Origin of the sequence: Brevundimonas bacteroides DSM 4726 (assembly GCF_000701445.1) — a bacterium.
Lineage (GTDB): Bacteria > Pseudomonadota > Alphaproteobacteria > Caulobacterales > Caulobacteraceae > Brevundimonas > Brevundimonas bacteroides.
In genome coordinates this window covers 1-25,437 of the sequence record NZ_JNIX01000004.1, presented here as the reverse complement: position 1 = coordinate 25,437, position 25,437 = coordinate 1, and the positions used below count along the sequence as shown (strand labels likewise).

General features: G+C 67.8%; 21 protein-coding genes. 7 read left to right on the top strand and 14 right to left on the bottom strand.

Annotated elements, in window-relative coordinates:
* Nucleotides 1-78 precede the first annotated feature (78 nt).
* Entirely contained in the window at nt 79-3,108 is a 3,030-nt protein-coding gene (locus tag Q333_RS0101595; RefSeq protein ID WP_245591451.1) for a TonB-dependent receptor, read from the top strand.
* Between the two features lie 363 nt (nt 3,109-3,471).
* On the opposite strand, the gene Q333_RS0101590 is transcribed toward Q333_RS0101595, so the two are convergent.
* Nucleotides 3,472-4,365 carry a LysR family transcriptional regulator gene (locus Q333_RS0101590; protein WP_029414999.1) on the bottom strand — a complete coding sequence of 298 codons (894 nt, stop codon included), beginning with the start codon at nt 4,363-4,365 and terminating at the stop codon, nt 3,472-3,474.
* Between the two features lie 111 nt (nt 4,366-4,476).
* Between Q333_RS0101590 and Q333_RS0101585 the strand changes: the two genes are divergently transcribed.
* Both Q333_RS0101585 and Q333_RS0101580 read left to right on the top strand, forming a co-directional pair.
* A complete protein-coding gene (locus tag Q333_RS0101585) occupies nt 4,477-5,457 on the top strand; it encodes an alpha/beta hydrolase (RefSeq protein ID WP_051651050.1) in 981 nt (326 codons plus the stop codon).
* Nucleotides 5,458-5,468: 11 nt separating this feature from the next.
* The gene (locus tag Q333_RS0101580; RefSeq protein WP_084175646.1) at nt 5,469-5,993 is read left to right on the top strand and encodes a nuclear transport factor 2 family protein; all 525 of its coding nucleotides are present in this window, start codon (nt 5,469-5,471) and stop codon (nt 5,991-5,993) included.
* Nucleotides 5,994-6,152: 159 nt separating this feature from the next.
* On the opposite strand, the gene Q333_RS0101575 is transcribed toward Q333_RS0101580, so the two are convergent.
* The 13 genes from Q333_RS0101575 to Q333_RS0101515 all read right to left on the bottom strand — a co-directional run bounded on the left by Q333_RS0101575 (nt 6,153) and on the right by Q333_RS0101515 (nt 21,481).
* Nucleotides 6,153-7,427, bottom strand: coding sequence for a ComEC/Rec2 family competence protein (locus Q333_RS0101575; protein ID WP_029414996.1), 1,275 nt, complete (start codon nt 7,425-7,427; stop codon nt 6,153-6,155).
* A 2-nt stretch (nt 7,428-7,429) separates the two neighbouring features.
* Nucleotides 7,430-9,808, bottom strand: a complete 2,379-nt coding sequence (locus tag Q333_RS0101570) for a TonB-dependent receptor domain-containing protein (protein ID WP_029414995.1) — start codon at nt 9,806-9,808, stop codon at nt 7,430-7,432.
* 89 nt (nt 9,809-9,897) lie between these two features.
* The gene (locus Q333_RS16255; RefSeq protein ID WP_051651048.1) at nt 9,898-10,896 is read right to left on the bottom strand and encodes a FecR family protein; all 999 of its coding nucleotides are present in this window, start codon (nt 10,894-10,896) and stop codon (nt 9,898-9,900) included.
* Nucleotides 10,893-11,384, bottom strand: coding sequence for an RNA polymerase sigma factor (locus Q333_RS0101560; protein ID WP_035293560.1), 492 nt, complete (start codon nt 11,382-11,384; stop codon nt 10,893-10,895). The genes Q333_RS16255 and Q333_RS0101560 overlap by 4 nt, the downstream gene beginning before the upstream one ends.
* A gap of 234 nt (nt 11,385-11,618) precedes the next feature.
* Nucleotides 11,619-12,128 (bottom strand): hypothetical protein, encoded by a 510-nt coding sequence (locus Q333_RS0101555; protein ID WP_029414992.1) that lies wholly within the window; start codon nt 12,126-12,128, stop codon nt 11,619-11,621.
* Nucleotides 12,129-12,153: 25 nt separating this feature from the next.
* Complete coding sequence (locus tag Q333_RS0101550) at nt 12,154-13,437, bottom strand: BNR-4 repeat-containing protein (protein WP_051651047.1); 1,284 nt, start codon at nt 13,435-13,437, stop codon at nt 12,154-12,156.
* A 118-nt stretch (nt 13,438-13,555) separates the two neighbouring features.
* The gene (locus tag Q333_RS0101545) at nt 13,556-14,350 is read right to left on the bottom strand and encodes an SMP-30/gluconolactonase/LRE family protein (protein ID WP_162175566.1); all 795 of its coding nucleotides are present in this window, start codon (nt 14,348-14,350) and stop codon (nt 13,556-13,558) included.
* Complete coding sequence (locus Q333_RS0101540; RefSeq protein ID WP_029414989.1) at nt 14,347-14,952, bottom strand: 2-dehydro-3-deoxy-6-phosphogalactonate aldolase; 606 nt, start codon at nt 14,950-14,952, stop codon at nt 14,347-14,349. The genes Q333_RS0101545 and Q333_RS0101540 overlap by 4 nt, the downstream gene beginning before the upstream one ends.
* Complete coding sequence (locus Q333_RS16250) at nt 14,946-15,815, bottom strand: 2-dehydro-3-deoxygalactonokinase (protein ID WP_035293558.1); 870 nt, start codon at nt 15,813-15,815, stop codon at nt 14,946-14,948. Before Q333_RS16250 ends, Q333_RS0101540 begins: the two co-directional genes overlap by 7 nt.
* Nucleotides 15,816-15,895: 80 nt before the next feature.
* Nucleotides 15,896-18,538, bottom strand: a complete 2,643-nt coding sequence (locus Q333_RS0101530; protein WP_029414987.1) for a TonB-dependent receptor — start codon at nt 18,536-18,538, stop codon at nt 15,896-15,898.
* Nucleotides 18,539-18,616: 78 nt separating this feature from the next.
* Nucleotides 18,617-19,360: an IclR family transcriptional regulator gene (locus Q333_RS0101525; RefSeq protein WP_029414986.1), complete on the bottom strand. Its 744-nt coding sequence runs from the start codon at nt 19,358-19,360 to the stop codon at nt 18,617-18,619.
* A 31-nt stretch (nt 19,361-19,391) separates the two neighbouring features.
* Entirely contained in the window at nt 19,392-20,570 is a 1,179-nt protein-coding gene (locus Q333_RS0101520; RefSeq protein ID WP_029414985.1) for a mandelate racemase/muconate lactonizing enzyme family protein, read from the bottom strand.
* Nucleotides 20,567-21,481 (bottom strand): dihydrodipicolinate synthase family protein, encoded by a 915-nt coding sequence (locus tag Q333_RS0101515; RefSeq protein WP_029414984.1) that lies wholly within the window; start codon nt 21,479-21,481, stop codon nt 20,567-20,569. Before Q333_RS0101515 ends, Q333_RS0101520 begins: the two co-directional genes overlap by 4 nt.
* 129 nt (nt 21,482-21,610) lie before the next feature.
* Here Q333_RS0101515 and Q333_RS0101510 point away from each other — a divergent pair, with 129 nt between their 5' ends.
* From Q333_RS0101510 to Q333_RS0101495, 4 genes are read left to right on the top strand one after another with little or no spacing between them, the layout of a single operon-like run.
* Nucleotides 21,611-22,858: an MFS transporter gene (locus tag Q333_RS0101510; RefSeq protein ID WP_051651046.1), complete on the top strand. Its 1,248-nt coding sequence runs from the start codon at nt 21,611-21,613 to the stop codon at nt 22,856-22,858.
* Nucleotides 22,855-23,790 (top strand): 2-dehydro-3-deoxygalactonokinase, encoded by a 936-nt coding sequence (locus Q333_RS0101505; RefSeq protein ID WP_029414982.1) that lies wholly within the window; start codon nt 22,855-22,857, stop codon nt 23,788-23,790. The genes Q333_RS0101510 and Q333_RS0101505 overlap by 4 nt, the downstream gene beginning before the upstream one ends.
* Nucleotides 23,787-24,509 (top strand): SDR family NAD(P)-dependent oxidoreductase, encoded by a 723-nt coding sequence (locus Q333_RS0101500; protein WP_029414981.1) that lies wholly within the window; start codon nt 23,787-23,789, stop codon nt 24,507-24,509. Before Q333_RS0101505 ends, Q333_RS0101500 begins: the two co-directional genes overlap by 4 nt.
* Nucleotides 24,506-25,264 carry an aldose epimerase family protein gene (locus Q333_RS0101495; protein WP_029414980.1) on the top strand — a complete coding sequence of 253 codons (759 nt, stop codon included), beginning with the start codon at nt 24,506-24,508 and terminating at the stop codon, nt 25,262-25,264. The genes Q333_RS0101500 and Q333_RS0101495 overlap by 4 nt, the downstream gene beginning before the upstream one ends.
* The last annotated feature ends 173 nt before the right edge of the window (nt 25,265-25,437 follow it).

The following is a 25,437-nucleotide window of genomic DNA, read 5'->3' as shown; positions in this document are numbered from 1 at the left end:
GCGCCCAGGCTGTCTAAGCTGGCCTGGGCGCAGTCTTTTTGAGGCTTAGGACAGATAACGACAGCGGGGAGACGCATCGTGAGGGGCATTCAGAAGACGGGCGCGCCGATGCGCGCCGCACGCAGGCTCGCTTCGATCCTGATGGCCACCAGCGCCCTGGCGACAATCGCCGGAGCCGCCTTGGCGCAGGACGCGCCGGCTCAGGACGAGGCCGACCAGGTCGACGAGATCATCGTCACCGGCATCCGCAGCTCGCTGCAAAGCGCCCTGACCCAGAAGCGCGAGGCGGACAATCTGGTCGAGGTCATTGAGGCCGAGGATATCGGCAAGCTGCCCGACCAGAACCTGGCCGAAGTGCTCGAGAACGTCACCGGCGTCCAGATCACCCGCGAGGCCGGCGTGGGGCGGGGCGTGCAGATCCGCGGCACCGACGCCAACCGGGTCGAGATCAACGGCGTGTCCACCGTCGGCTCCGGCTCGGGCCGTTCGGGCATCAGCTTCGACGACCTGGCCGCCTCGATCGTCAGTTCGGTCGAGGTCACCAAGGTGCCGCAGGCCCGCACCATCGAAGGCTCGGTCGGCGGCACCATCAACCTTCGCACGATCCGACCGTTGGAGCTCAGCGATCCGCTCTTCGCCTTCCGTGTCCAATCTGAGTACAGCGACCTTTCCGAGAGCTCGACGCCGAGGGTCTCGGCCACCGCCGGACGTCGCTGGGACACCGGCATGGGCGAGTTCGGTCTGGTCGGCAGCTTCAGCTATGCCGAGCAGGACGTCACGGCCTTCCGCCCGCGCGTCGACCGCGACGCCGTCGTCCTGCCCAACTCCGGCCGCGCCAGCGCCGAGGCCTTTCCCTTCCTGCGCATCCAGTTCTTCAATCAGGATCTCGACAATTTCGAATACGAGACGACGAACTTCGCCGGCACGGCGGAATGGAAGCCGACCGACAATCTGCGTTTCTATTTCGACGCCGTCCTGAACGACCAGCAGCGCGCCGAACAGAGCTCCACGGTCCAGATTTCGACGGTGTCGGACAACGGCGTCGTCGACAACACCGACAATACGTCCTTCGAGACGGTCAACCTCGGCGCCGCCCGGGGCCCGAACGGCGACATCAACCTCGGCACGGTGCAGGCGGCCCTAACGGGGATCATCCTGCCGCGCACCACCGGCAACCTGGCACCCTATCTGCGCACCACCAGCGACACCGGCTCGCGCGTCACCGAGAGCCAGGTCTTCGCCGCCGGCGGGGAGTGGGAGGGCGAGCGCCTGACGCTGAGCGCCCAAGCCTCGCTGTCGACGTCGGACTCGGTGCTGCCGAGCTTCAACACGACTCTGGAGTTCGTGAACCCCAACTCGCCTCGGCCGACCGTCGGGGTGACGCTGGCCAACGGGGTGCCGATCGAGTTCGACCTGCGCGGCGGCACGCTCCAGTTCGGCATCGCCCAGGGCCAGGCCACCACACCGACGCCCGAGATGCTGCGCAACCCCGCCAACTATCGCCTGCAGCAGGTCGCCCAGGGCCGCAGCATCCGGGAGAACGAGGAGAAGGCCTTCCGGCTGGACGCCTCCTACGACACCTTCGACGTCCTGCCCCTCATCACCTCCATCGACGCCGGCCTGCGCTGGAACGAGACGAGCGTGCTGAACGACAACATCACCGGCACGACCAGCTTCACCAACATCACCACCTCGTTCAACCGACCGAGCGGCGACCGCTTCGCCGACCTGCTGATCCGCGGACCCAGCAACTTCAATGCGGGGGACGGACGGCGGCTCTATTTCCCCGACTTTCTGATCATCGACGGCGCCCGCGCGTTCGGCGATCCCGCGGGAACGCTGGCGGCTCTGAACGCGGCCATCGCGGCTTCCAACGCGGCGACGGGCTCGAACATCGCCCCCATCGGCGCGCCGACCTCCCAGGCCAGCGCCTTCTTCGAGGTCGTCGAACAGACCAGCACCGCCTACCTCCAGGCCAACTTCGACAGCGAGGCCCTGGGCTTCCCCGTGCGCGGCAACGCCGGCGTCCGCTATGTGACCACCGATCTCAGCTCAGTGGGCAACACCATCGTCACGGGTGCTGCGCCCGTCCGGTCGGTCAACGAGACTTCCTACGAGTTCTGGCTGCCGCGCTTCAACCTGGTCGCCGAGCCCCGCGAGGATCTGCTGATCCGGGGCGGGATCGCGCGTGACATCCGCCGTCCCGACTTCAACACCCTGTCCTCATCGGTCTCCTTCGTGACCAGCGAGAACACCTCCGTGGTGCGGGGCAATCCAGCCCTGGAGCCGGAGTCCGTCTGGTCCTTCGACCTGTCGGCCGAGTACTATTTCGCCCCGTCCAGCGTCATCAGCGTGGGTCTGTTCCACAAGGTGCGCGACAACCTGTTCGCCTCGATCACCGAGAGCCCACCAGACAATGCCGTCAACGGCGTGGTCAACCGCAGCCGCGATCCCTCGTGCCCCGGGGGCGGCATCTACAACCCGATCGCCATCATCAATGTGAACAACCCGGCACGTGGCCAGACCGGCATATGCGTGCCCCTCACCTCGACGTTCAACGTCGATGGCGAGACGACCCAGACGGGCGTGGAACTGGCTTTCCAGCATGACTTGTCGGATTGGGAAGACCGGCTGGGCTGGGCCTCGGGCTTCGGCTTCATCGGAAACTTCACCTACCAGGAAACCGGCGGCAACGTTGCCAACTACCGGACCATCGGCTTGACCCGGAACACCACGCGCGATTTGGGCTTCAACCCCCTGCCACAGGACCAGATCGAGCTGGAAAACCTGTCGAAGTATTCCTACAACGCCACCCTGTTCTACGAGAAGCACGGCGTGTCGGCGCGCCTGCGCTACACGTGGCGGTCAGATTTCCTGAACCAGGAGGCCTTCACCTCGGCCTTCGACGTGCCCCGCGTCAGCGATGACCGGGGTCAGCTCAACGCCAGTGTCAACTATGACATCAACGGCTGGCTCAATATCGGGCTGGAAGGTGTCAACCTGACCCAGGAGGACGCCAATGAGTTCTGCATCAACGACGACGCCCTGCTCTGCTACAATGGCCTAACCGACCGGCGGATCATTGTGGGGCTGAGCGCACGGTTCTGACTGGGAGAGAGGAAGCCCGAGGCTCCCTCTCTTTCATTTCCAATCGCCGACCTTGCCGTCACGAGGCAACGAAGCTCAACGACGGCTCGAACACGACGTGAAGGCGGGCCGGCGATCCGTAGGCCGTCCAAAAGACGGAAGTGGATCGTCTCGACCGCCAGGAAGCGCCACCGTCCGGCCGGCATCGCCCCCGTGTGTGTCGCAATCGAGGATGTAACCTCGCTGCCGTCTGATGGTGGGGAAGAGGCTGAATCATTCAGATAAGTGCGTCAGTGATAAAGCGAATTGGCCTGCAAATGTCTGCGTTGCGCCATGAGCGGAAATTGGCCCCTTGGCGAAAATCCGACATTCGCTCTCTCGAAATCAACGAAGCCTTGCTGATGCGAAGTCGATGAAGGCCCGAAGCTTGGGCGCGACCTGGTCGCGGCTGGGGAAGTAGAGGAACAGGCCCGGGTTCTCCGGCATGAAGGGGGCGAGCACCGTCTCCAGAAGGTTCGCCTCGATCAGGGGCGCGATCAGGTCGGTCATGGAGTAGGCCAGACCGACGCCTGCGACGCAGGCCGACAGCATCAGGGTATTGGTGTTGACGATCAGGGGGCCGGTGACGGCGACCTCAATGTCCCGGCCGTTCTCCTCAAACTCCCAGCGATAGAGGCCGCCGCGCGCGGACTGGCGGAAGTTGACGCAAACGTGGGTTCTCAGGTCCTCCGGGTGCTCGGGGCGGCCGTGGCGGGCGAAGTAGTCGCGCGATCCGGCGATGCAGAAGGCGGACGGCGGGGTCAGGCGGACGGCCACCATGTCGGCGGCGATCATCTCGCCGATGCGGATGCCGGCGTCGAACCCGTCCTCTACGATGTTGACCAGCCGGTCCTCGACATAGAGCTCCAGCTCGATTTCCGGATAGGCGGCGCAGAAGTCGGGGATCAGGGGCTCCAGCAGGCCCTGCGCCACCGAGGGGATGTTCAGCCGCAATCGCCCGGCGGGACGGCCGCCCAGCGCCTGGACCGCCTCCAGCCCGGCGGTGACGGCGGCGGCGCCGGAGGCGGCGTGATCGAGGAAGGCGCGGCCCGCCTCGGTCAGGGCCACGTCGCGGGTGGTGCGGGCCAGAAGCGGGGCGCCGGCGCGGGCCTCCAGCTGCTTGACCGTCCAGCTGACGGCAGCGGGGGTGACACCCAGTTCGCGCGCGGCGGCGGTGAAGCTGCGGCGGCGCGCCACCTCCACGAACACCGCCACTCCGTCGAACAGGTCTCGCCTCATTGTAAAATCATGCTTGAAAGTGCGTTCAGGAGAAAGCGGATTATCTTGAAGGCCACTCGAGGCGATCTTGCGGGCGTCGGGATCAGCCGACGACAGACAGGAGAGACTGAGATGCCCCGCTTCGACCTGAACCGCCGCCAGTTCGCCCTGACCGTCTCGGCGGGCCTGGGTCTGGCTGCCCTCGGCGGCGGCGCCGCCGCCCGCGCCGCGACCGCCGTCTCCAAGGTCCGCTTCCAGAGCGGCGGAGAGACCCTGGTCGGCGACCTGCACGCGCCGGTCGCGGGGGGGAAGAAGCCCGCCGTCGCCATCATCGGGCCGATGACCTATCAGAAGGAGCAGGCCCCCACCCAGTACGCGCGCCGTCTGGCTGCCGCCGGCTACGTCGCCCTGGCCTACGATAGCCGCTATCGCGGCGAGAGCGGCGGCGAGCCGCGCGCCTGGGAGAACCCGGCCGCCAAGGTCGAGGACCTGATCGCGGCCGTCGATCACCTGGCCTCGCGCCCCGACGTGGACCCGGACCGCATCTTCGTGCTGGGCATCTGCCAGGGGTCGTCGGCGGCGGTGGTCGCGGCGGCGGACTCAGGGAAAGTCGCGGGCCTGGCCACCATCGCCGGCCACTATCGCGACCATGAGGGCGACATCGCCTGGCTGACTCAAGCTGGCTACGACCGCCGCCTGGCCAACGGCCTGGCCGCCCGCGCCAAGTATCAGGCGACCGGCGAGGTCGACTATGTCCTGGGCGTCTCCCAGACCGACATGAACGTCGGCATGCCGGGCGAGTTCGTCTGGGTCTGGTACCAGCCCTGGGCCGACCGCGGGATGTGGGAGAATCGCTACGCCGTTATGTCGGACGCGGACCTGCTGACCTTCGAGAGCCTGTCGGCGGCGCGTCGGCTGAGCACCCCCTGGCTGATGATCCACGGCGACAACTGCTTCCTGCCGGACGCCGCTCGCCGCAGCTTTGACGCCGTGCCGTCGACGACCCGCAAGGCCATGGTCTGGGACGACACGCCCCATCTGTCCTACTACGACCAGCCCGCCGACATCGACCGCGCGACGGCCCGCGTCGTCGACTGGTTCGCCCGGGCGTGAGGGGGCGAGCGATGAGAGCGCGCATGTTCGCCGGGGCCATGGCCGCCCTGGCTCTGGAGGGGGCGGCTGGCTCGGCCGCCCTCGCCGACCCCAAAGACGAGGCGCGGGTGCGCCAGACGGTGCTGGCGGTTCCGACCAACGCGGATCTGCGGGCCTTTAACGCCATCGCCCCGCTGTTCGCGGAGCAGGTGGTGGTCGACTACTCCAGCCTGTGGGGCGGCCAGGCTGAGACGACGACACCGGCGGCCCTGATGACGGCCTGGGCCGGTGTGCTGCCGGGCTTCGACGCGACTTGGCACGAGATCGGCGAGATCGAGGTGCGGGTCGTCGACGATCAAGCCAGTGCCACGACCTCCGTCGACGCACGTCATTGGCTGGGTGAAAGCTTTTGGCGAGTCATTGGCCGCTACGACTTCAGTCTGTCCCGAAAGGGAGACCGCTGGGAGATCATCCGGATGACATTGACCGTAACTGGCGAGGAAGGCGACCGAGCTCTGGTTGAGCTTGCAAGCGAGCGAGCGGTAGCCCGTCTCTAGACCGGCTTGTTCGGCAACGCGCCAGAAGGAGACATTGGTTGCCAGTTGGTTGTGAGACATTCGTCGCAAAGAACAGCAAAATTGGAAACCCGCTGGGGCAATGCGGAAATGACACGTGCATGGTTCGCTGACCCAGTAGGCGGGACGTGCAGCTATGTCTCAGCTGTTCACTGAGCTGCTCAGCGAAACGACGAGATCCTCTTCGTCGGTCGCTGCTGTGGTTACCACCTGAAAGGCCTGGCCGTCTTGGTCCACGCGGACAATCACATGCCCCGCCCGAGAGGCAAGCCGACGGGTCAGCCGGCCGGCGATCAGATCCATCGCGGGGGACAGGTCGGTGGCGTAGATATCGCGTGCTCCGGGATAGAGCCGCTCCTCGAGCAGCCTCTCCAGTGTCGAGGGACTCGGATGCGAGGCGTGCCATGCCGAGATGATCCAGGCCCGCGCCGCCAGCGCGCCAATTGCCGGCCCCTGGGGTCCATCGAACAGGCCATGATGCGGAACCACCGCGACGCTGACGCGCCCACAGGCCTCCGCCGCTGGCGTCAGGGCGTCCATCCAGGGACGCGCCCCGGCCCGGGCCCAGGCGGTCAGGTCTCCCGCCGCGAAATAGCGAAAGCTTCCGAAGCTCAGGCGGATGGCGAGAGAGCCGGCGTTCTCGTCTGGTTGGTCGCTGTTCGCCAGGTCGGCGCGATTGGGGAACACAGAACGCACCGCGTCGCCCTGGCCGGTCCAGACGCGCCCGCGGGCGGCGAGATTGCGCACCTCGAAGGGGACGGCGGACCGGGCGTGAACAAGCGTGATCTGATCCGCGCGGCCGACGGCGAACCGCTCGACCCGGTGTCCGTCGGCCAGACGCGCTCGCACGAAGGCCACATAGTTTCCAGCCGAGACGGCGTCCTCGAAACGGGGATATCCGTAATCGGGGAAGTCCGGATCGATGATCCTCTCGATCGGGACCTGGCGCGCCACGTCCGACAGTCCGGTCAGGTGATAACGGCCACCGGGCTCCAGGGGGCTGTGCTCCGCCACGCCGCCCGTATGGTCGGGATGAAGATGCGTGATCAGGGCCGTGTCGAGCGACGAATGACCCGTCTCTTCGAGGCGCCGGAGGACGTAGCGGCCGATCCACTCGCCCGCACGGCGCGAGGCGTCCGGTCGGGCCGGCAGGGTCGAGGCGTCGATCCGCGAGGCCGCGCCTGCGTCGATCAACAGGGTCGTGCCGTCGGGACCGACGACCAGGGTCGCGTCCCCCCGTCCGGTCGACAGGTGGTGGATGTCGAGCGTGCCCGGCCGCCACGGATCGAGGCGCGCGCCGACCCGGTCCCGACCGGCCGAGGCCCAGGCCCGCGACCCTGGGGTGGTCGCTGGACCGCCCGCCGCCAGACCCGCCAGACCCGCCAGCAGGCCGCGCCGCGTCGCCCCTCGGCCCACCCTCAGAAGCGCCAGTCGAGCGAAATGCCCGCGGTGCGCGGCTCGCCGAGATACTCGGCCAGCACCAGCTGGGTGGACGGAGTCAGGACATACTCCGTGTCCTCCACACTCCGCACGAAGGCCGTCAGTCGCCAGCGACCGTTCGCCGGTTCGATCCCAGCCGACAGGTTGATCAGATCATAGGCGGCTATGACCAGGTTCGGATCGGCCGCCGCGCCTGTGTTATAGTCCGAGGTCCGGAAATAGGTCGCGTTGCCGAAGGCTTCGCCCCAGCCGGCTAGCGGCGCGCGCAGATCGGCGCTGAATGACAAGCGGTCGCGCGGCGAAGAGCCCAGGGCGTTACCGGTGTTCACGGCTCCGCCCGGAATGACGAAATCGTCGTAGCGGCTGTCCAGATGTCCCCAGGTCCCGGACAGGGTCAGCCAGTTGGTGGCCCGGAAGCGGGTCTCAAGCTCGACGCCTTCGACCGTCGCCTCGGCGGCGTTCACGATGTTCAGGACCCGGGTCAGGTTGTTGAAGAACAGCTCCTGCTTGTCCTGATACTCCATCCGGAACAGAGCGAGGTTGACCCGCAGGCGATCATTCAGCCAGTCGCTCTTCAGTCCGACCTCGTAGCTGTCGAGCGTCTCGGGATCGAACGCAGCCTGGAGCGCCGGCAGGGTCGCCGCTTCGGTGTTGAAGCCGCCGGCCGTGTAGCCGCGGGCGTAACTGACATAGGTCAGGATGTCCGGCGTCGGCCGCCAGTTCAGCACGGCGCGCGGCGTGACCTCGCTCCACTCGCGCTCCAAGCCCAGACCCGAGAAGCCGTTCGCTGGGCGGATCAGGTCGGATCGGATCAGGGAGGCGCGCTTGCGGTCCTCGGTGTAACGGACGCCCAGCGTCAGGCTGAGATCGGCGGGAAGATTCAGCGTGCCGTCGGCGAAGATCGCGATACTGCGGCTGTCGACCGACTGGTCGGCGACCTGGTTGGTGACCAGCGCCCCGGTCCCGGCCGCGAAGGCCTGAGTGCGCAGCACGCGATCGGCGTCCTCGTCGGCGTAAAAGGCCCCGAGAATGAAGTTGCCCCGGTCCCACAGCGGACTGGCGTAGCGGATCTCCTGGGTGAAGGCGCCGACGTCGTCGGCGTCGTCGCTGACCAGCTGGCTCTGGGTTCCAGTCAGGAAGCGGAAGTTGGCCCCGACCCCCGAGAACAACTCGCCGGACTGGGTCTGGCGGTAGGCGGTGATCGAAGTGACCTCTCCGCCTAGGACGTCCCAATAAAACCGCGCGGACACCCCGCCCTGGGTCCGGGCGAACCGCTGGGGCTGGCCCAGTTCCGAGGTGCGGCGATCGCCGTCGGCACCCACGCTTTTGGACGACAGGGTGCGCCCACCGTTCCGGTCATCGGCGTAGTCGGCGCCGATGAGCGCCTCCAGCGTCGGGCTGATCTGGAACCGCAGCTGACCGCGCAGAGACGCGCTGTCCAGGTCGTCCTGCTCGGCCCCGGTCAACCGGTCGCGGCCAAACCCGTCCCTCTGGCGCAGGGCCCCCGCCAGCCGCACTGAGACCCGATCGCCAAGCGGCAGGTCCGTCAGACCCTCCAGGCCGCGCAGGCCGTAGTCGCCGATCGTGAGACGCCCGCGCGCCGCGGCCGCGCCGAAAGCGGGTCGGCCGGTGTCCAGGAGGATGGCCCCGCCGGTGACATTGCGCCCGAACAGCGTCCCCTGCGGCCCCTTCAGCACCTGGATGGAGTTCAGCCCGAACAGCTCCAGGGTCACGGCGCTGTTCCTCGGAATGAAGACATCGTCCAGCACGACCTGGACCGGCTTGTTGGCGCCCACCTGGGTGAAGGTGTTGTTGGCCGCCCGGATCGCGACGGTCGGGCTCGACTGGTTGAAGGCCGATACCAGAAGCCCCGGCGTGACACGCGACACGTCCCGCAGGGTCTCAAGCCGATAGGCATCGATGGAGTCGGGACCGAAGGCGGTGACGGAGACCGGCACGTCCTGACCGCGCTCCGAGCGACGCTGGGCGGTCACGATCACGTCCTCCACCTGGGCGGCGTCTTGGCCGGGGCCCGGCGCGGCGCGCTCGACGACATAGGCCCCGGACCCTGTTCGACGCCACGTCAAGCCGCTGCCGCGCAACAGATCGGTCAAGGCGCTCTCCACGTCCTGACCGGCGCGTATCGGAGGGGCCGTTAGGCCGCGCACCAGGTCTGACGAAAACAGAATCTCCCGGTCGGTGGATCGGCCGAGCTCGGTCAAGGCCGCGCCAAGCGGACGGGCGTTGACGGCCTCGGCCGACACGGCGTCTTGCGCCTCGACAGTCGCCGGTATGGCCAGCAGCCAGGCCGCGCCCGCCAGCATGGCCGCGCGAAGTTTCGCGTGTGGATGTTTCATGCTCGCCCCTCTGCCGCCCCGACGGCGGTCTCATGGGCAGGAACGGCGATAGGTTTGGCTTCCTCACGCCGGGATTCGTGAAATTTTTGCTACGGCTCCCGCGACGCCAGCACGATTGTTCCGCCCTCGGACGACATCGAAATCGGCAGGGCTTCCACGGCCGTCCGGGCGAACCGGTCCGGCTCGCCGGTGCGGAACACGCCGCTCAGCCTCATCCTGGCAGCCTCGGCGTCAGCGATGACGATCCGGGGTCCGCCGTAACGGTTCATCTCGGACACGGCGTCTTGGAGCGCCGTGTCGTCGAAAGACACCCAACCGGAGCGCCATTCGGCCAGGCGCGCGACATCGGCATGCCGGACGCGGACCAGGCCTTCGCGGGACGTGGTCAGAACCTCACCGGGCACAAGGGTGACGGCCGAGCCGCGCGGCGAACGCTCAACTGGGGCCACGCGAACGCCCCCCTCTAGCAGCGCCACGCGCGTTCCTGCATCGTCCAGCCGAACCTCGAACAGGGTGCCCGTTGCGGTGACGACGTGGTCTCCGGCCCGTACGCTGAAGGGAGCTTCGGCGTCGTGAGCGACCGCGAAGATCGCTTGGCCTTCGATGAGACGGACGCGGCGTTCGCCCCGCCGATAGGCGACTTCCATGGCGCTTGCGGTGTTGAGGGTCGCCACTGACCCATCCGGCAGGGTGACGGTCGACCGCTCGCCGGCTTCGGTTCGATAAACGGCCGGCGCCGCCTCGACCCGTCCAGCGCTCGGCCAGCGGTCGACGGCCCACCATGCTCCGCTCACCAGCAGGGTCAGCGCCGCGAGGGCGGCCGCGATCCGTTCGAAGCCGAACCCGAAGCGCGGCGGCCGAGCCCGCAGGGCCGCTTCCCTCAACGCCATCAGGTCTGGCTCGCTGCTATGGCGGAGCAGGGCTTCGTCCGCGGCGCGGACTTCGTCGAAGGCGCGACGATGAAGATCGGATTGATCAAGCCAGGCCTCCAGGGCCGCGGACCGGCGCGCGGTCAGCCCCACCCGAGCCTCCTCGGCCCAGGCGGCGGCGATCTCGACGAAGGGCGCGCGAGGATCGGGCCGACTCATCGACGGGCCTCCCCGAGCCTGAGGGTCAGATGGGCGAGCGCACGAACGACATGCTTCTCCACCGTGCTGACGGATATGCCGAGACGGCGGGCGATTTCGGCGTGCCGCATCTGCTCAAGTCGAGCGAGAATGAAGACGTTGCGCGAGCGCTCGGGCAGTTCGCGCAAGGCTGCGAGCACGATCTGCAGCTCCTGGCGGCCCTGCAGCAGGCGATCCGAGGCGAAATCGGCAAAGCCGTGACGTTCGTCGTCATAGGCGTCATGGCGATCGTGCGCCCGCACCCGGCCACGGCGTTGATGGTCGATGGTCACCGATCCAGCCGTTTCGAACAGATAGCCTTCGATATTGTCGATGGACGCCAGTCCAGCGCGTCGGGACAGGCGCGCGAAAACCTCTTGCACCGCATCCTCGGCGTCTTCCCGGGTCAACCGTCGGCGAAGGAAGTAGCGCTGGAGGGCGGGCCGGAACTGCATCGCCAGCTCAGCCATCCGGGCGCGATCAGCGACCGTCGGAGCGTCCACTCTGGCCCCATCGGTCGGCGCATCGTCCCGACCCCTCATTGCCCCGTTCCCACTCAATCCGGCGATCATATGGACAGGAACGCAAGGCGGCCGACAATCCTCCACTTAGACCCTCGGGATGTCGGCTGCGCGCCAGGAGCGGACATCGCACTGCCTGCCACAAAACGACCTTACATCTCGCGGGTCGTCGCGGGCGAAGCTTCAACACTCAGGCTCCGTGCAGCGATGCAAAGGGGCACCGTCCGAGCCCACCTCGGGCGCGTCCTCCGTGTCTTGGGGGCTTAGTCGTGGCAGAGCCTCATCCTCGGATAAGGTCGCTGCCATCGGATCGCCGACCAGGGGAATTCGAAGCGGACCATGGGGGGTCGTCAGGATGGCTGCGCCCGTATCGAGAGCTGTGAGACGCCAGCGCGGCCGCAGCTCGGCGTCCAATCTGATTGGACGAAGGGTTCCGTCAAGCATCCTGAAGGTCGCGACCGATCGCGGCCCATCGATCGTCACGACCAGCAGCGTCGGCAAGGCTTCGCCGAAATTCGCGACGGGTCGGGACGCAACCTTCGGCGGCGCGGGTCCATAGGTGCGAACCCATGGCGACGGCGTCTCGGTCCGGTTGCCGACAGCAAGGACGGCGGCCAGACCGAGGCCCGTCAGCGCCGCCGCCCCGAGGGCCAGAAGCCAACCGAGCCGAACCCTCTTGGCGGAACGGTTCATCTGAGCGGCCTGGTCCTGACGAACTTCAGGGGAGGTTCGGACCGACCCGGACGACGTAGAGGCTGCCGCGGTTGGCGTCGATCTCCTGAGGCGCGGTCGCATAGATGACGTCCTCCGTCGAACTGGCGAGGACCCCTGAAATCCGCGAGACGCCGGGCTGCCCCGTGGCGATTGCGACGGGGGTCCACGACGGGCTCTCCGCCGCCATCAAGCCGACGCCGGCGACGGTCCAGTAGACCCGGGCACGCGTGCCGTTGTGAGTGGTTTCGATTGCGGCTGAGACATTGTTGTTGGCGGTGTAGATCTTGGTCCTGTCCGCCCAGGCCGTTCCGTTCCAGCGGATGCGATAGACGTCGAAGTCCTGGCCGTTCGAACCGCCGTCGGTGCGATACCGATAGGCGATGCTGGGGCGGTTCTGGCTATCCACAGTCAGACCGGCGGCCTGGATGCCGATGCCGCTGTCGGAATCGTTCCACAGCTCGCCGGCGGTCAGGCCCTGATAGAGGAGGTTCGGCGTCGCCCGGTTGACCGGGAGGGTCAGCACGGCGCCGTTGGCGGTGCGCCATTGGCCCGTCGAAACCTGATACCGCAGATAGGAGCCATAGTGCCGGAGAGGCCGCGGATAGCCGTAGGCCCATTCGAAGGCGAGATGGACGTCGCCGGCGCTGTCGACGCGCAGGTCGTCCGGATAGACGACGGCCCCGACTTCTCGCGCGAAGGTCGCGATCTTGCTCCAGACGTTGGTCGCGTCGTTCCAGCGATACAGCTCTCCCTGCCCCACACTGGAGACGAAGTTGCGGACCATGAGATAGATGTCGCCATTGGGGGCCTCCTCCGCGATCGGATAGGTCATGCTGACGGATCCGGGCATGGAGCCGATCCGGCGAAGCATGGTCGACGGATCGTTGGCGGCACCGGAGCGGAAGTAGCGCCAGTTGTCGCCGTGATGATCGGCGAAGACGTGAATGAAGCCGTCGCCGTCCACCGCCATTGTCGGCTGGTCGTGGCCGATGTCGTCGGCGTGGACCCAGACGACGCCGTTTTCGTCCTTGAGCGAGCCGAACACCCAGGGACCCGCTCCGACTTTGACGCCGACCTTCACCTCATGGGTTCCGGCGGTCGATCCCGGCGCGTTGAAGGCGACGTAGCTAATGTTGCCCCGCACCACGATCGGCCGCCACCAGGCCGCCTGATTGGAAGAGTCGACCTCGCGGGGCACCTGTTCGACGGTGACCTGGGCGTTCGCCGCCGTGAGAGGCGCTAGTGAGGCGATGATCAGAGCGAAAACAGCAACGATGTAAGGGCGCATGATGGATCCTCCCAAGGAGCGCGGCCACGCAGGGGGACCAGACGGTGGGATCGCTTCTCTTTGATGGAAGCGTGTTCGGCAGGGTCTGGATCAGACTGCGCTGCCTACTATGTTGCGTTTATAGCATCATATCAAGCAAAAGGAGTCGTCCCTGGTCGCTGCTCTCTGCGCCGCCCGTGGTCACCGCCAGGATGCTGCCTGTGGAGATGGCGCAGCTCGTGATCGAGGACGCCTCAACAGGGAACCGGTCGACGCGGTCCGTGCCGGGCGTCCAGCGCCAGACCTCTCCCCGGCCGTACTGGGCGGACCAGTAGCGGCCCTCGGCGTCGACCGCCGCGCCGTCCGGGCGGAACCCCGCGGGCCAGACGGCCGGACCGCAGGCGATCGGTCGCGCTCGCAGCTGGTAAAGACGGCCCCGGCGGGTATCGGCGAAGACCAGACCCAGCCGGTCGCTCCAGGCGATGCCGTTGATCGCGGAGAATCCCCGCGCGAGACATTGGACGACGCCGTCTCGCTCCAGACGGAAGAGCGAGGCCTTGCGCGAGCGCGATCCGCCCTGCAGGTCGAGGCTTCCGACGACGAAAGACCCATCGGGCATCAGGCGGCCGTCGTTCAATCGGACATCCGGCGGAAGGGGGACGGTCGCCACTACCTGTCTGGTTCCGCCGTCCGGATCGTATCGGACCAGGGCGGCGCGCTCGGCCAGGATCAGGCGCTCGCCGTCGGCCGCCACCGCGAAGGCCTGCTCGCTCAGCGCCCAAGTCCGCGTGCGACCGGTCGTGGCATCGCTGAAGAACAGCTGGGGCGAGGCCATGTCCAGCCACCAGAAGCCGTTTCTGCGACCATCCCAGACGGCGGACTCGCCAAACGCCGCGACGACGTCGGACGTGGCCCGCAGGGTCAGGCGGGTCACCGGGCAGCGGCCTCCCACGCCTGGACGAAGGCGCGCGCCGATGTCTCGACGTCCTTGGCGGCACGCCCCTCGCGGTAGATATGCGAACCGATGCCCAGACCGGCCGCGCCGGCGTCACGCCAGCCCGCGACGCTGCCGACATCGACCCCGCCCACGGCGTAGATCGGCGTCCGATCCGGAAGCACTGTCGCCAGGGCCCTCAGTCCGCCCGGCCCCAAGGCGTCGGCCGGGAAGAGCTTGAGCGCATTTGCTCCGGCATCCAGCGCCGAAAAGGCCTCGGTGGCGGTGAAGACGCCGGGGACTGAAGCCAAGCCCCGTGATCGGGTTTCGCCGATGACTGCCGGGTTCGCGTTCGGCGAGACGATGAAGGCGGCACCCGCGGCCTCGGCCTCGCGAACCTGGTCGACTGTAAGAACAGTGCCGGCTCCCAGTCTCAACCGGCCGTTAACGGCCTGCCTCAGGATAGCCAGGCTCTCGAGAGCGCCGGGCCGATTGAGGGGCACCTCGGCGCTCTGCACGCCAGCGGACACCAGGGCCTCCCCGACCGCGTGGGCGGCGGCCGGGTCCAGCCCCCGGAGGATGGCGATGATCGGGCTCAGCATGACAGGTGCCTCCACAATCGAAACAACCCCCGCTGCGCGGCCTCGTCCGCCGGGATCCGTTGAACAGCGTCGATCCCCGCGAGCATCAGTCCGCGCGCATAGACCCTATCCAACGGGGCGTCCGCCACGAGCACGACGGGGCGATCCGGGGCCGCCGACAGACCCTGTCGAATCTCGTCGCCGATCAAAAGACCTGACAGCCGCCGTCGCGCCTCGGCGGGGTCGGACCGGCCATCCAGATCGGCGACCCGGAGAGCGAACAGGCTGGCGGTCAGCGCACCGGCCAGCCCTTGCCGAAGGCCGTCATCCAGTCCGGCGCCGAGCGCATCAGCCTCAGACGCGATAGAGCGGGCCAGCGCGGTGTGTGCTGATAGGGCGGCGAAGAGGTCGCCTGTCATGTAGGTCCGGAAGTTCGTGATCCCGCCCGGACCCGCCTCCACCCACTTCGAATGGGTCCCGGGCAGGATCACCAGGCTGTCCCGCCCCAGATCGATGCCGAAGACGAGAGTCTCCTCGCCCCGCATGACGTCCTTGAGCCGCCCGTTCGAATCCCGGATCGCCACGCCGCCCACGATTCGGAGGTCGATGACGCCTGGGGGCCGGGTTGCGGTCACCGCGACCTCGGCAGGCCCGCCCGGTGCCGACGCATAGGCAACCTCGAGCCAGCCGCCGCGCGCGCCGACCATGCCGCAGGCGAGCATGGGTCGATCCGGCCAGCCCTCGACGAGCGCTGCGAGGCGTTCCTCAGGCGCGCCCTGCGCTCCGGTCCGCCGGGCTGCCAGGACCTTCCCTTGCTCGTCGAAAAGCCAGGCCCGGACATGGGTGCTGCCCCAGTCCAGGCCGATGAAAACACCGGCCTGCAAAGAAAGGGACCCGGGCGTATCGCCCGGGTCCAGGTGCAAGGCTTCAGGAGAAGAGCCTTTCGGGATCGGCATCGCCGAAGTCAGAACTTCACGGCCAGGCTGGCCTTGAAGATGCGGCCGAACACGGCGTTGGTCCGCAGCGCCTCGGGCGCGCCGTCATAGGTGCGCTGCTGGCTGTCGAGCAGGTTGTTGGCCTCGAACGTCAGAGACACATCGTCGGTGAAGTCCCAGCGGGCCGTCGCGGACAGGTCCTCATAGGTGTCGTTGAAGACCCCGGTGTTGGCGGCCGACAGCGCCACAAGGAACTCGTCGCGCCAGTTGTAGGCGACGCGCAGGCTGAGCGGTCCCTGCTCGTAATAGCCGATGAAATTGACGTTGTTCTTGGAAAGCCCCGGGAAAGTCAGGGCGCGGCCCGTGATGTCGCGGATCGGCGTTTCGGAGTCGATGTAGGAGTAGGTCGCCACGACGCCGAAGCCGTCCAGCGTCGGAACGAAGTTGGACAGCGGCGTCTGGAACAGGAGCTCCAGCCCCTGGACCGTAGCGCTGTCGCCGTTGACCTTGCGATTGATCAGATAGTTGATCCCGGCATAGGTCTCGGCGCTTTGCCGCTGGATGATGAAGGTCGAAATGTCCTTGTAGAACAGGCCGGCCGAGATCAGGGCGTCCTCGCCGAAGTACCATTCCGCTGAGGCGTCGAACTGCTGGGCCGAGAAGGGGTCGAGGTTCGGCGCCCCGCCAGAGCCGGTGCCCGGCGTGGTCTGGACGCCGCCGGCGAAGATGGCGTTGTTGGCGAGCGTCACGCCATTGTTCAGGTCTTCGGTATTGGGGAAGGCCACGACGCGCGCGGCGCCGAGGCGGAAGACCCAGTCCTCGCCGACCTCCAGCTTGGCCGATAGCGACGGCAGCCATTCGTCGTCCTCGCGCGAGAAGGTCGCGGGCGTGACCGCGCCCGTGCCGCCGATGACACTGCCGACGGACTCGAGCTCGCGACGCAGCATGCGGACGCCGAGGTTGCCCGAGATCTGACCCCAGCCGAGGCTGGCTTCCAGATTGGTCTTCACATAGGCCTCGATGAAGTCCTCGGTGATGTCGAAGGTGCCGGCGATCGAGTTGGTCGTCGCCGCCGGATTCAGGCATTGGGCGTCCTGCGAGATCGACGGGAAGGTGGCGAAGGCGTCGCAGCCGGTGAACGCCGCCTCGGTCGCGCCGAGGAAGCGGCGCGCAAGTCCCGCGAACTCGCCGTTCAGGAAGTCGGGGTTGTCGCGGATGCCGGTGAAGGCCGAGAGCTGGGTGGCGACGATGCCGCCGGCCGGGCGAATGTCGGCGCGCAGCGGGTTCTGGCGCGTCTCGAGTGTGTTGAACCGCAGGCCCGTTTCGACCGACGTCACCCCCGTCTGCTCGGTGAAGAACTCCCAGTCGGTGCGCGCCTGGACCGAGTCGGTCTCGGAGCGGAACAGCTGATCGAACAGGATGGTGGCGCGCAGCTGGGCCGGGTTGGTCAGGTCGATACCGCTGATCGTGAAGCTGCCGAAATCACCGTTGGTGAAGTCGAAATCGATCACCGGGGTGACGCCTACGATGGGCTGAAGCCGGAAGTAGAGCTGGCGATAGTCGGATTCAGAGATCCCGTAGGACGCCTCGGCCGAACCCGCGATCGTGTCCGACACGTCGAAGTCCGCCCGGACCGCCGAGGACCACACCTGAGAGGTCACGTCGGCGAACTCTGTGTTGGTCAGCACCGGTCCCGTGGCGCGACCGCGCAGTAGGACGTCGTTGGAGGAATAGACGGCGTTGCTCAGCCCGGCGGTGGGAGTGAAGGACAGCCAGTACCGGTCTCGATCCGACGTCAGCTCTGAATAGAAGGTGTCGGCCGTCAGCGTGATGCGGTCGTTCGGACGCCATTGCAGCACGCCGGACAGGCCCACCTTCTCGCGGCTTTCCTCGATTTCCTGGGCCCGGACGTCGGCGTTGCCGAAGCGGAAGCGGTTCGGCGTGACCGTCGTGTCGTTGAACCGGGTGTAGCCCGAAAAGGTGTCCAGCCCCTGCTGGACCAGGTCCCTCTGACTGTAGCTGGCCGTCAGAAGCACACCCAGGGTGTCGTCGGCAAAGCGGCGCGAGACCAGGCCGAACAGCTCGTAACCCGGCTCCTCGGCGAGCTCGTCGTAGGTAACGCCCGCCGTCAGGGCGATCTGGTCGCGGGCGTCCAGAGGGCGCCGCGTCTGGATGTCGATGACACCGCCCAGCCCCCCCGACAGCTGATCGGCGCCGGCGAGCTTGGTCACCTCCAGCCGGGAGATCAGTTCCGATGGCACGAGACCCAGCAGACCGTAGGTCGAGCTGCCCAGCTGATCCAGGCCGTTCCCGCCCCGCCCGGTCGAATCAAAGATTTGGCGGCCGTTGTAGAGCGTGACGTTCTCGCGCAGGCCGCGCACCGAGATGTCCGTACCCTCGCCGATGCCGCGTTCGACCTGCACGCCCGAGACGCGGGCCAGGGACTCGGCGACGTTGGTGTCGGGCAGTTTGCCGATATCCTCGGCGACGATGGCGTCCACGAATTGGTCGCTGTCGCGCTTGATGTCGCGCGCCTCGGCGAGGCTCTGGCGAATGCCCGTGACGACGATCTCGTCGACCTGGGTCGCGTCCTGGTCGGCCTCCTGAGCAAAGGCCGGTGTCGCCAGGATCAAGGCCGCGGCGCTCGCGCCGAGCAGCAGATGGGTCCGCATAGTCAGTCCTCCCCGTGGTGGCGCGAGGGTCCATGCCCTTCGGCCTTGAAGAGAGAATGTTGCGAAAATAGCTACACGTCAACCCGTCGGTTTGGCGCCGTCCAGGTGCTCGATTTCCTCGGCCGCTTGGCGCAGGGCCGCCACAATCGCGGCCTCCGATTCCTGCGGAATCCAGCCATAAACCCCAATGGCGCTGTGGCTTGGCGCCCCGACGGGCAGGGCCACGGTGTGCTGATCCCCCTGTCCTCCGATCCGCACGCGGGCGTAGCCCTGCTCCCGAACTGTTTGTAGCGCTGAGAGCAACGCTTTGACCGATGCGAACCCGGGTGGCTCGTCGCCGGGATAGAGATCGCGCACCTGGGCGTCGTCCAGCTCCGCCAGCAGGGCCATGCCGATCCCGCCGGTCGAGGCCGGGTAAAGGCCGATCCGGCCGAGCGCGTCCGACGTCGAGACGCCGGGCGGCGCGTGGTAGAGATAGCTCACGCTGTCGCGCCACAGGACGCCCAGCGCCACGGTGTGCCCGAACCGGCGCAACCCCTCCAGAACCGGCAGGGCGCGGCGCACGAGGCCCGAGGCGAACAGGGCCTGAGCCGCGAGGACATGCATTCCCGGACCGCTCGTGTACTTCCGGTTCGCCGTTTGCCTGGCGATGCCGAGGTAGGCCAGGGTCTTTAGGAGCCGGTTGACCCGCGTCGGCTCGAACCCCAGCCGTCGGGCCAGTTCGCGGCAGCCGATGGGTTCGGGCGAGGTCGCCAGGGCCTGAAGCGTGGCGATGCCGTCGATCAGGCTCTGGTTCGGCTGGGCGTTCGGGCGTGTGCGCATGGGCCTTGGTCGGCCAGAGGACGAGACTTGTCTAGATCGGAACGAGGGTGGCGAGCAGCGCCTCGGTCGGCTCGAGACCGAGGCCTGGTCCTTCGCCGATCCGGAAGGCGGCCCCGTCGTGCTCGCACGCGCCGCGCCACAACGTGCCGCGACCCTCCTGCACCGAATGCTGGTGCTCATGGCCCGTGACATTGGCCAGGGACGTCGAGACCTGAAGGCTCGCGGTCAGAAAGACGCCCGATCCGATCGTGGCGTGGGGGATGACCGGCAGATGCCAGGCCTCGGCCAGGCGCGCGATGCGCACGAACTGCGTCACCCCGGTGTGGCCCATCTCCGGCTGAACGATCGAGACCGATCCGGCCCGGAGTCGCGGGGCGGCGTCATGCACCGTGCGCCATTCCTCGCCGCCGGCGACGGGGATGGAGGTCTGCCGTCCGACCCAGGCCCATCCCTCGATGTCCTCCGTGGCGCAGGGCGCCTCTATGAAGGCCAGACCGAGAGGCTCAAGCCGCTGCGCGAGCGCGCTGGCGGAGCCGCGATCGAACATCCAGTGCAGATCGACCATCAGGCCGACGTTCGGGCCGAGCGCCTCCCGCAGCGCGCGCGCCTCGACCTCGATGGCGTCGGGACTGACGACGCCGGCGAACTTCACGCCCTTCGCTCCCTTGGCGGCCAGATCCCTGGCCAGGGCGACGCGCTCGTCCAGCGTCGATCGCGGCAGGCCCGAGGCGTAGGTCGGAACCTCTCGCCGCCGCGCCCCGCCCAGCAGCTGATGCAGCGCCAGGCTAGTCATCTTTCCTCGTAGATCCCACAGAGCGATGTCGATCGCCGCCAGGGCGTCCAGCCAGAACCCGCCGACATAACCTCGCACCCGCATCAGGTCGTAGAGCTCCTCCCACAGCGTTTCCGCTTCATGAGGGCAGCGGCCGATCACACCGGGCGCGGCCAGCTCGCGGATCAGCTCGGCCGTGGCTCCGGCCGCGACCAGACCATAGGTCTCGCCCCAGCCGACCAGACCGGATCGCGTCGTGACCCGGACCAGCAGCGAGCGATCGTCCAGCGGATAGATGGTGCGATTGCCGGCGCGGACGACGTAACCGCGTGGATCGACGCGGTCTCGGGGTCCCGGCGGACCCAAATAGGCCTCGGCCCGTGGGCTCGACCACAGGAAGGTCTCGACCGCGACGACCGGATCGGACGGCTTGCTCACGCGGCCGCCACCCTCAAGGGTACCAGGAGATCGGAAACCCGCTCCAGCCAACGGCGCATTTCGGCATGGTCATGGTCGTCCAGCTCAGCTCCCGGGGACCGTGTCAGCGCATTGTCGATCCAGCCGCGCTCGACGAGAACGGCCTTGGTCAGTCGCCAGCGGAACACGGCCTGCATCATCAGGATGGGCAGCATACGCTCATAGAGCGTGCGGGCCAGAGCGTCATCGCCCGCGCGGTGGGCCGCCATCAGGGCCACATGGGTCTCCGCCAGTTCGCAGGCTGGCATGGTGCCGACCGCGCCCCGTGTCAGCTCGTCGATGATGTAGCGGCCGCCCGCGCCGCCGAAGACCCCGGCGACGCCCGGCGCGCGCCTCAGGATCTGGCTGATCCTCTGGCCGCACGGCTGGGTCTCTTCCTTGACGTAGACGACGCCCCCGACACCCTCGATCACCGCCGCGATGGCGTCGACGCCCAGGCCCAGCCCCATGGGGGCCGGCGCGTTCTGGATCAGCGAGGCCAAGCCGCTGACCTCCCGGATCCGGCGGTAGAAGGCGATGAGCGCATCGACGTCGGCGCCGAGGCGATGCGGCGTCATGATCATCGCCGCGACCGCGCCCGCCTGGGCGCCGGCGACCGCGAGCGCTTCGCTTTCCGCGTCCGACGCCCCGGAGGCTCCAACGATGAAGGTCAGACGTCCGCGGGTGGCCGCGCCGACCTGGGCGATCAGCTCGACCCGCTCCTCCAGCGTAAGGTGGTCGTATTCGCTGGCGAGACCCGGAAACACCACGCCGTCCACGCCCGCGCCGGCCAGGCGGTCCACGACGACTTGGAGCCCGGGGCCGTCGGTGCCACCGTCGGCGTCGTAAAGGGCGGGCAGGACGGGATAGACGCCGCCGAGGGCAGAAGACATGACGCGAGCTCTTGGTGCTACTGTAGCAATAATGCTTGCGTCTCGCTGCGGGTCTGTCAAGGTCAGAGAGAGAATGAAATCGGTCCGCAGAAGCCTGCGCGATCGACGGCCAGCTTACAGGCGTTGCTAATGTCGGCACAAGTCGAGACCGCACCCCCCGAGACGACGCCCTTGAACCGCCTGCGCTGGGCCATCCTCGCCCTGCTCTTCTTCTCGACCGTCCTGAACTACCTGGACCGCCAGACCCTGTCGCTCCTGGCCACCACGGTGCAGGCCGACCTGGACATGGACGATCTGGAGTATGCCGGCGTCGTCCAGGCCTTCCTGATCGCCTATACCCTGGCCTACTTCGTCGTCGGCCGGGTCACCGATAGGCTGGGGTCGAAGATCAGCCTGGCGCTCTTCGTCGGGTGGTGGTCGATCGCCAGCATTGCCTCGGGCCTGGTGCAGTCGGCCGGGCATCTGTGGGCCTCGCGATTCGCCCTGGGGCTGGGAGAAGCCGGCAACTACACCGCCGCGCCCAAGACGGTGTCGGAGTGGTTTCCACCCAAGGAGCGGGCCTTCGGCGTCGGCGTCTATACCGCCGGGGCCATGGTGGGGGCGACGATCGCGCCACCCCTGATCGGCTGGCTGGCGCTCAGTTACGGGTGGCGCACCGCCTTCGTCGCCGTCGGGGCGCTGGGCGCCATCTGGCTCATCGCCTGGCTCGCGATCTATCGCGGCCAACCGACCTTCGCGGCTCCTGCGGCCAAGGTCAGCGAGGTCGGCGTCTGGAAATCCGTGATCGCGGATCGCCGGGTCTGGGCCCTGGTCGGCGCCCGGTTCGTGACCGACCCGGTCTGGTACTTCTACCTGTTCTGGTTCCCCAAATATCTGGGCGAGGAGCGCGGCCTCAGCCTTCTGCAGGTCGCGTCGCTGGCCTGGATCGTCTATCTCGCCGCCGACGCAGGCAGCCTGAGCGGCGGGGTCGCCTCGGGTGCCCTGGTCAAGCGAGGTTGGGACCCGGCGCGCAGCCGGGTGGCCATGATGGCCGCCGCCGCCCTGATCGCGCCAGTGGGCGGGCTGATCGCCTTGAGCCCCGCCACCGGCCTGACCCTGGCGCTGGCGGGCGTCGTGGCCTTCTGCCATCTCGTCTGGCAGGTCAATCTGACCTCTCTCGTCGTCGATCAGCAACCGCGCGAGCGGGTCGGCACCGCCTTTGGTCTGGTCGCGGCCGGCAGCGGACTCGGCGGCATGCTGTCGACCCCGATCGTCGGCCAGCTTGTCACCACCGCCGATTGGTCGCTGATCTTCATCCTCATGGCGGTGCTTTATCCCCTCGGGCTGCTGCTGGCCGCGACCGCCGTGCTGCCGCTCCGTCGCGGAGCGCCCGCGTGAGCGGCGCGGACCTGGCATACATCGGCGTCCAACTAGGCCTCTCCCAGGGTTCAGCCCTCGGCTTTGCAATCGATGGTCGCGTTCTGAAGCACACCCACTGGATCGAAGACCTTGATCTCGCCCGGTCAGAGCCTGCCCTCGGGTCCCTCCACGCGCGCCTGTCGCAGTTCGACAAGGGCTCGGTCCCAGTCCTGATCGCCGGAATGGGCGTCGGTCTTTTCGAACCTGCCGGCAGTTGGTCGAGGGGCCACTGCCCCATCGATCCGACCTCGCTTGCGGCAGACCTTCAGCGAGCTTCGCTGGGGCGACGCCCCGTCTTCCTCAGCCCCGGCCTGTCCTGCATCTCGCCCTACGGCGCGCCCGACATCCTGCGCGGCGAAGAGATCCAGGCTTTCGGTCTGGCGGGGCAGATACCGCGCGCGACCCTGCTGAGCGTTCCCGGCCGGCATGGGAAATGGCTGCGGTTGCGTGAGGGGCGGATCGAGCGCTTCCATACGGCCATGACGGTGGAGCTGCATCACCTCCTGGCGACGTACAGCATCGTCGGAAAAGGCTGGCCGGAAAAGGGCCGAACCTCCAGTGACTTCCTGACCGGTCTGCAGATCGGCCTCGCTCGCTCCCCCCTGACCCGGACGGCCTTCGAGCTGCGCGGAGCGGTCGTGGCCGGCGAGATCGACGCCGCACAGGCCGGCGACCGCGCCTGGGGTTTGCTGATCGGCGCTGATCTCGCCGACCTCCCCGACGAGGTTCTGAGCGAGGAGATCGTCATCGCGGGACGCCCCGAGACCGCTGAGCTCTATCGCGCCGGTCTCGAGGCCACCGGGGCCATCGCCCGGATCGAGGATCCGGACGCCCTCGCCGCCGCCGGATTCGTCCGCGTCGCCTCCGCCGCCGGGTTGGTCGACGCCCCGGATGCGGAGCTCGTGCGATGACGGCCCCCGTCGCGATCGTTACCGGCGGCGCCGGGGGCATCGGAGCCGCCACCTGCCGCCAGCTCAGGCGCGACGGCTTCAAGGTTGCTTCGCTCGATCTATCAGACGCGTCGGACGCCGACCTGTCGGTCCTGTGTGATCTGTCTTCGTCAAGTGACGTGCAGAACGCGGTCGACCGTGTCCGCCGAGAACTGGGATCCGTCCGAGCACTCGCCCACGTCGGCGCAGCGACGGAGCACGCGACGACACTGGACTCTTCGCCCGAAGCGTTTCTGCGCGTCTACGACGTCAACGTCGCCGGTGCGGTTCGCCTCGTCCAGGCCTGCGCCGACGATCTTGCCCACGGGGTCGGAAGCATCGTCTTCGTCAGCTCGATCAACGCCGCATTCGGGGCCGCGGGGCTTGCCGCATACGCGGCCTCCAAGGGGGCCCTGGAAACCCTGACGAAGACCTTGGCCATGGAGCTCGCGAACAGCGGCGTCCGGGTCAACGCCGTCGCGCCCGCTTCGATCGACACCCCGATGCTGCGCGAATCCTTCGCCCGACGACCCGACCCGGCTGCGGCTCGTGTCGCCAATGTTCTTCGCCATCCGTTGGGTCGTCTGGGCGAGCCGGAGGACGTAGCCGAGGTGATCGCCTTCCTCCTGTCCGCACGCGCCGGCTGGATCACCGGGCAGATCTGGGGCGTCGATGGCGGAGCCTCCATCGCCCGACGATGAGCGCGGACATCGTCACGCTTGAAAACGCCCGGCTGCGGCTGCGGGTTGTTCCCTCGAACGGTGGAGCGGTCCTCGACCTCGTCACCCACAGTGGCCAGGTCATTCTGGAGGCACCCGGCGGCCCCCACGGTCCGCCTCAGGGGCTGGGGTGCTTCCCCATGACGCCCTTCTGCGGACGGCTGCCGGGCGGGTTGGTCGAGGCCGGTCAAGGTTCGACGATCGTCCTTGATCCCAACCTGGCGCAGGGCGGGGTCGCCCACGGTGTTGGCTGGCTCAGGCCGTGGCGCGTGCTCAGCCAGACCAGCTCGGCTGTGGTGCTGGGGTTCGACCACGTCGCAAGCCGGGCGGTTTGGCCTTGGCGCTTCGAATGCCGGCAGCTCATCCGGCTGAGAGGGAACACCGCAGCCATCACGCTGAGGACCCGCAACCTGGACGAAACATCCATGCCTTGCGCCTCGGGCCTGCACCCCTACCTCGCCGTTTCCGCTGGAGACGCCCTGGTTCTGGACGCTACACCCTTGGCGGACCCACAGCCGGGCGAGGGTGTCCTGGCTGAAGGCCGATGCTTGAGGCTCGGGCGCGACGGGCATGAGGTGCGCCTCCAGTCCTCTGCCGGTCCATGGATGGTTTACCGTCCCGCCGATCGCGCGGCCGTGTGTCTGGAACCGCATCGCGGCGGCTTCGACCAAGCACCGGAGATAGCTCTGGAGCCTGGCGCAGAACAGATGATTTCGGTGCAGATCGCCGTGGGCTGACGCAACATCACGTGGCGAGCTCAGTTCGAGCCTTTTGTATGCTCAGTGCCAACAGCGGACCTTTCCAAGGTCAGCTGTGAGCCAGGAGCGGACATTCTGGAAGAGAGGCCGTCGGCCTCGAGTCGCATCCGGGTCCGGCCTCGATGGCCGGTCGACGGTCCGAACCAGGCTGG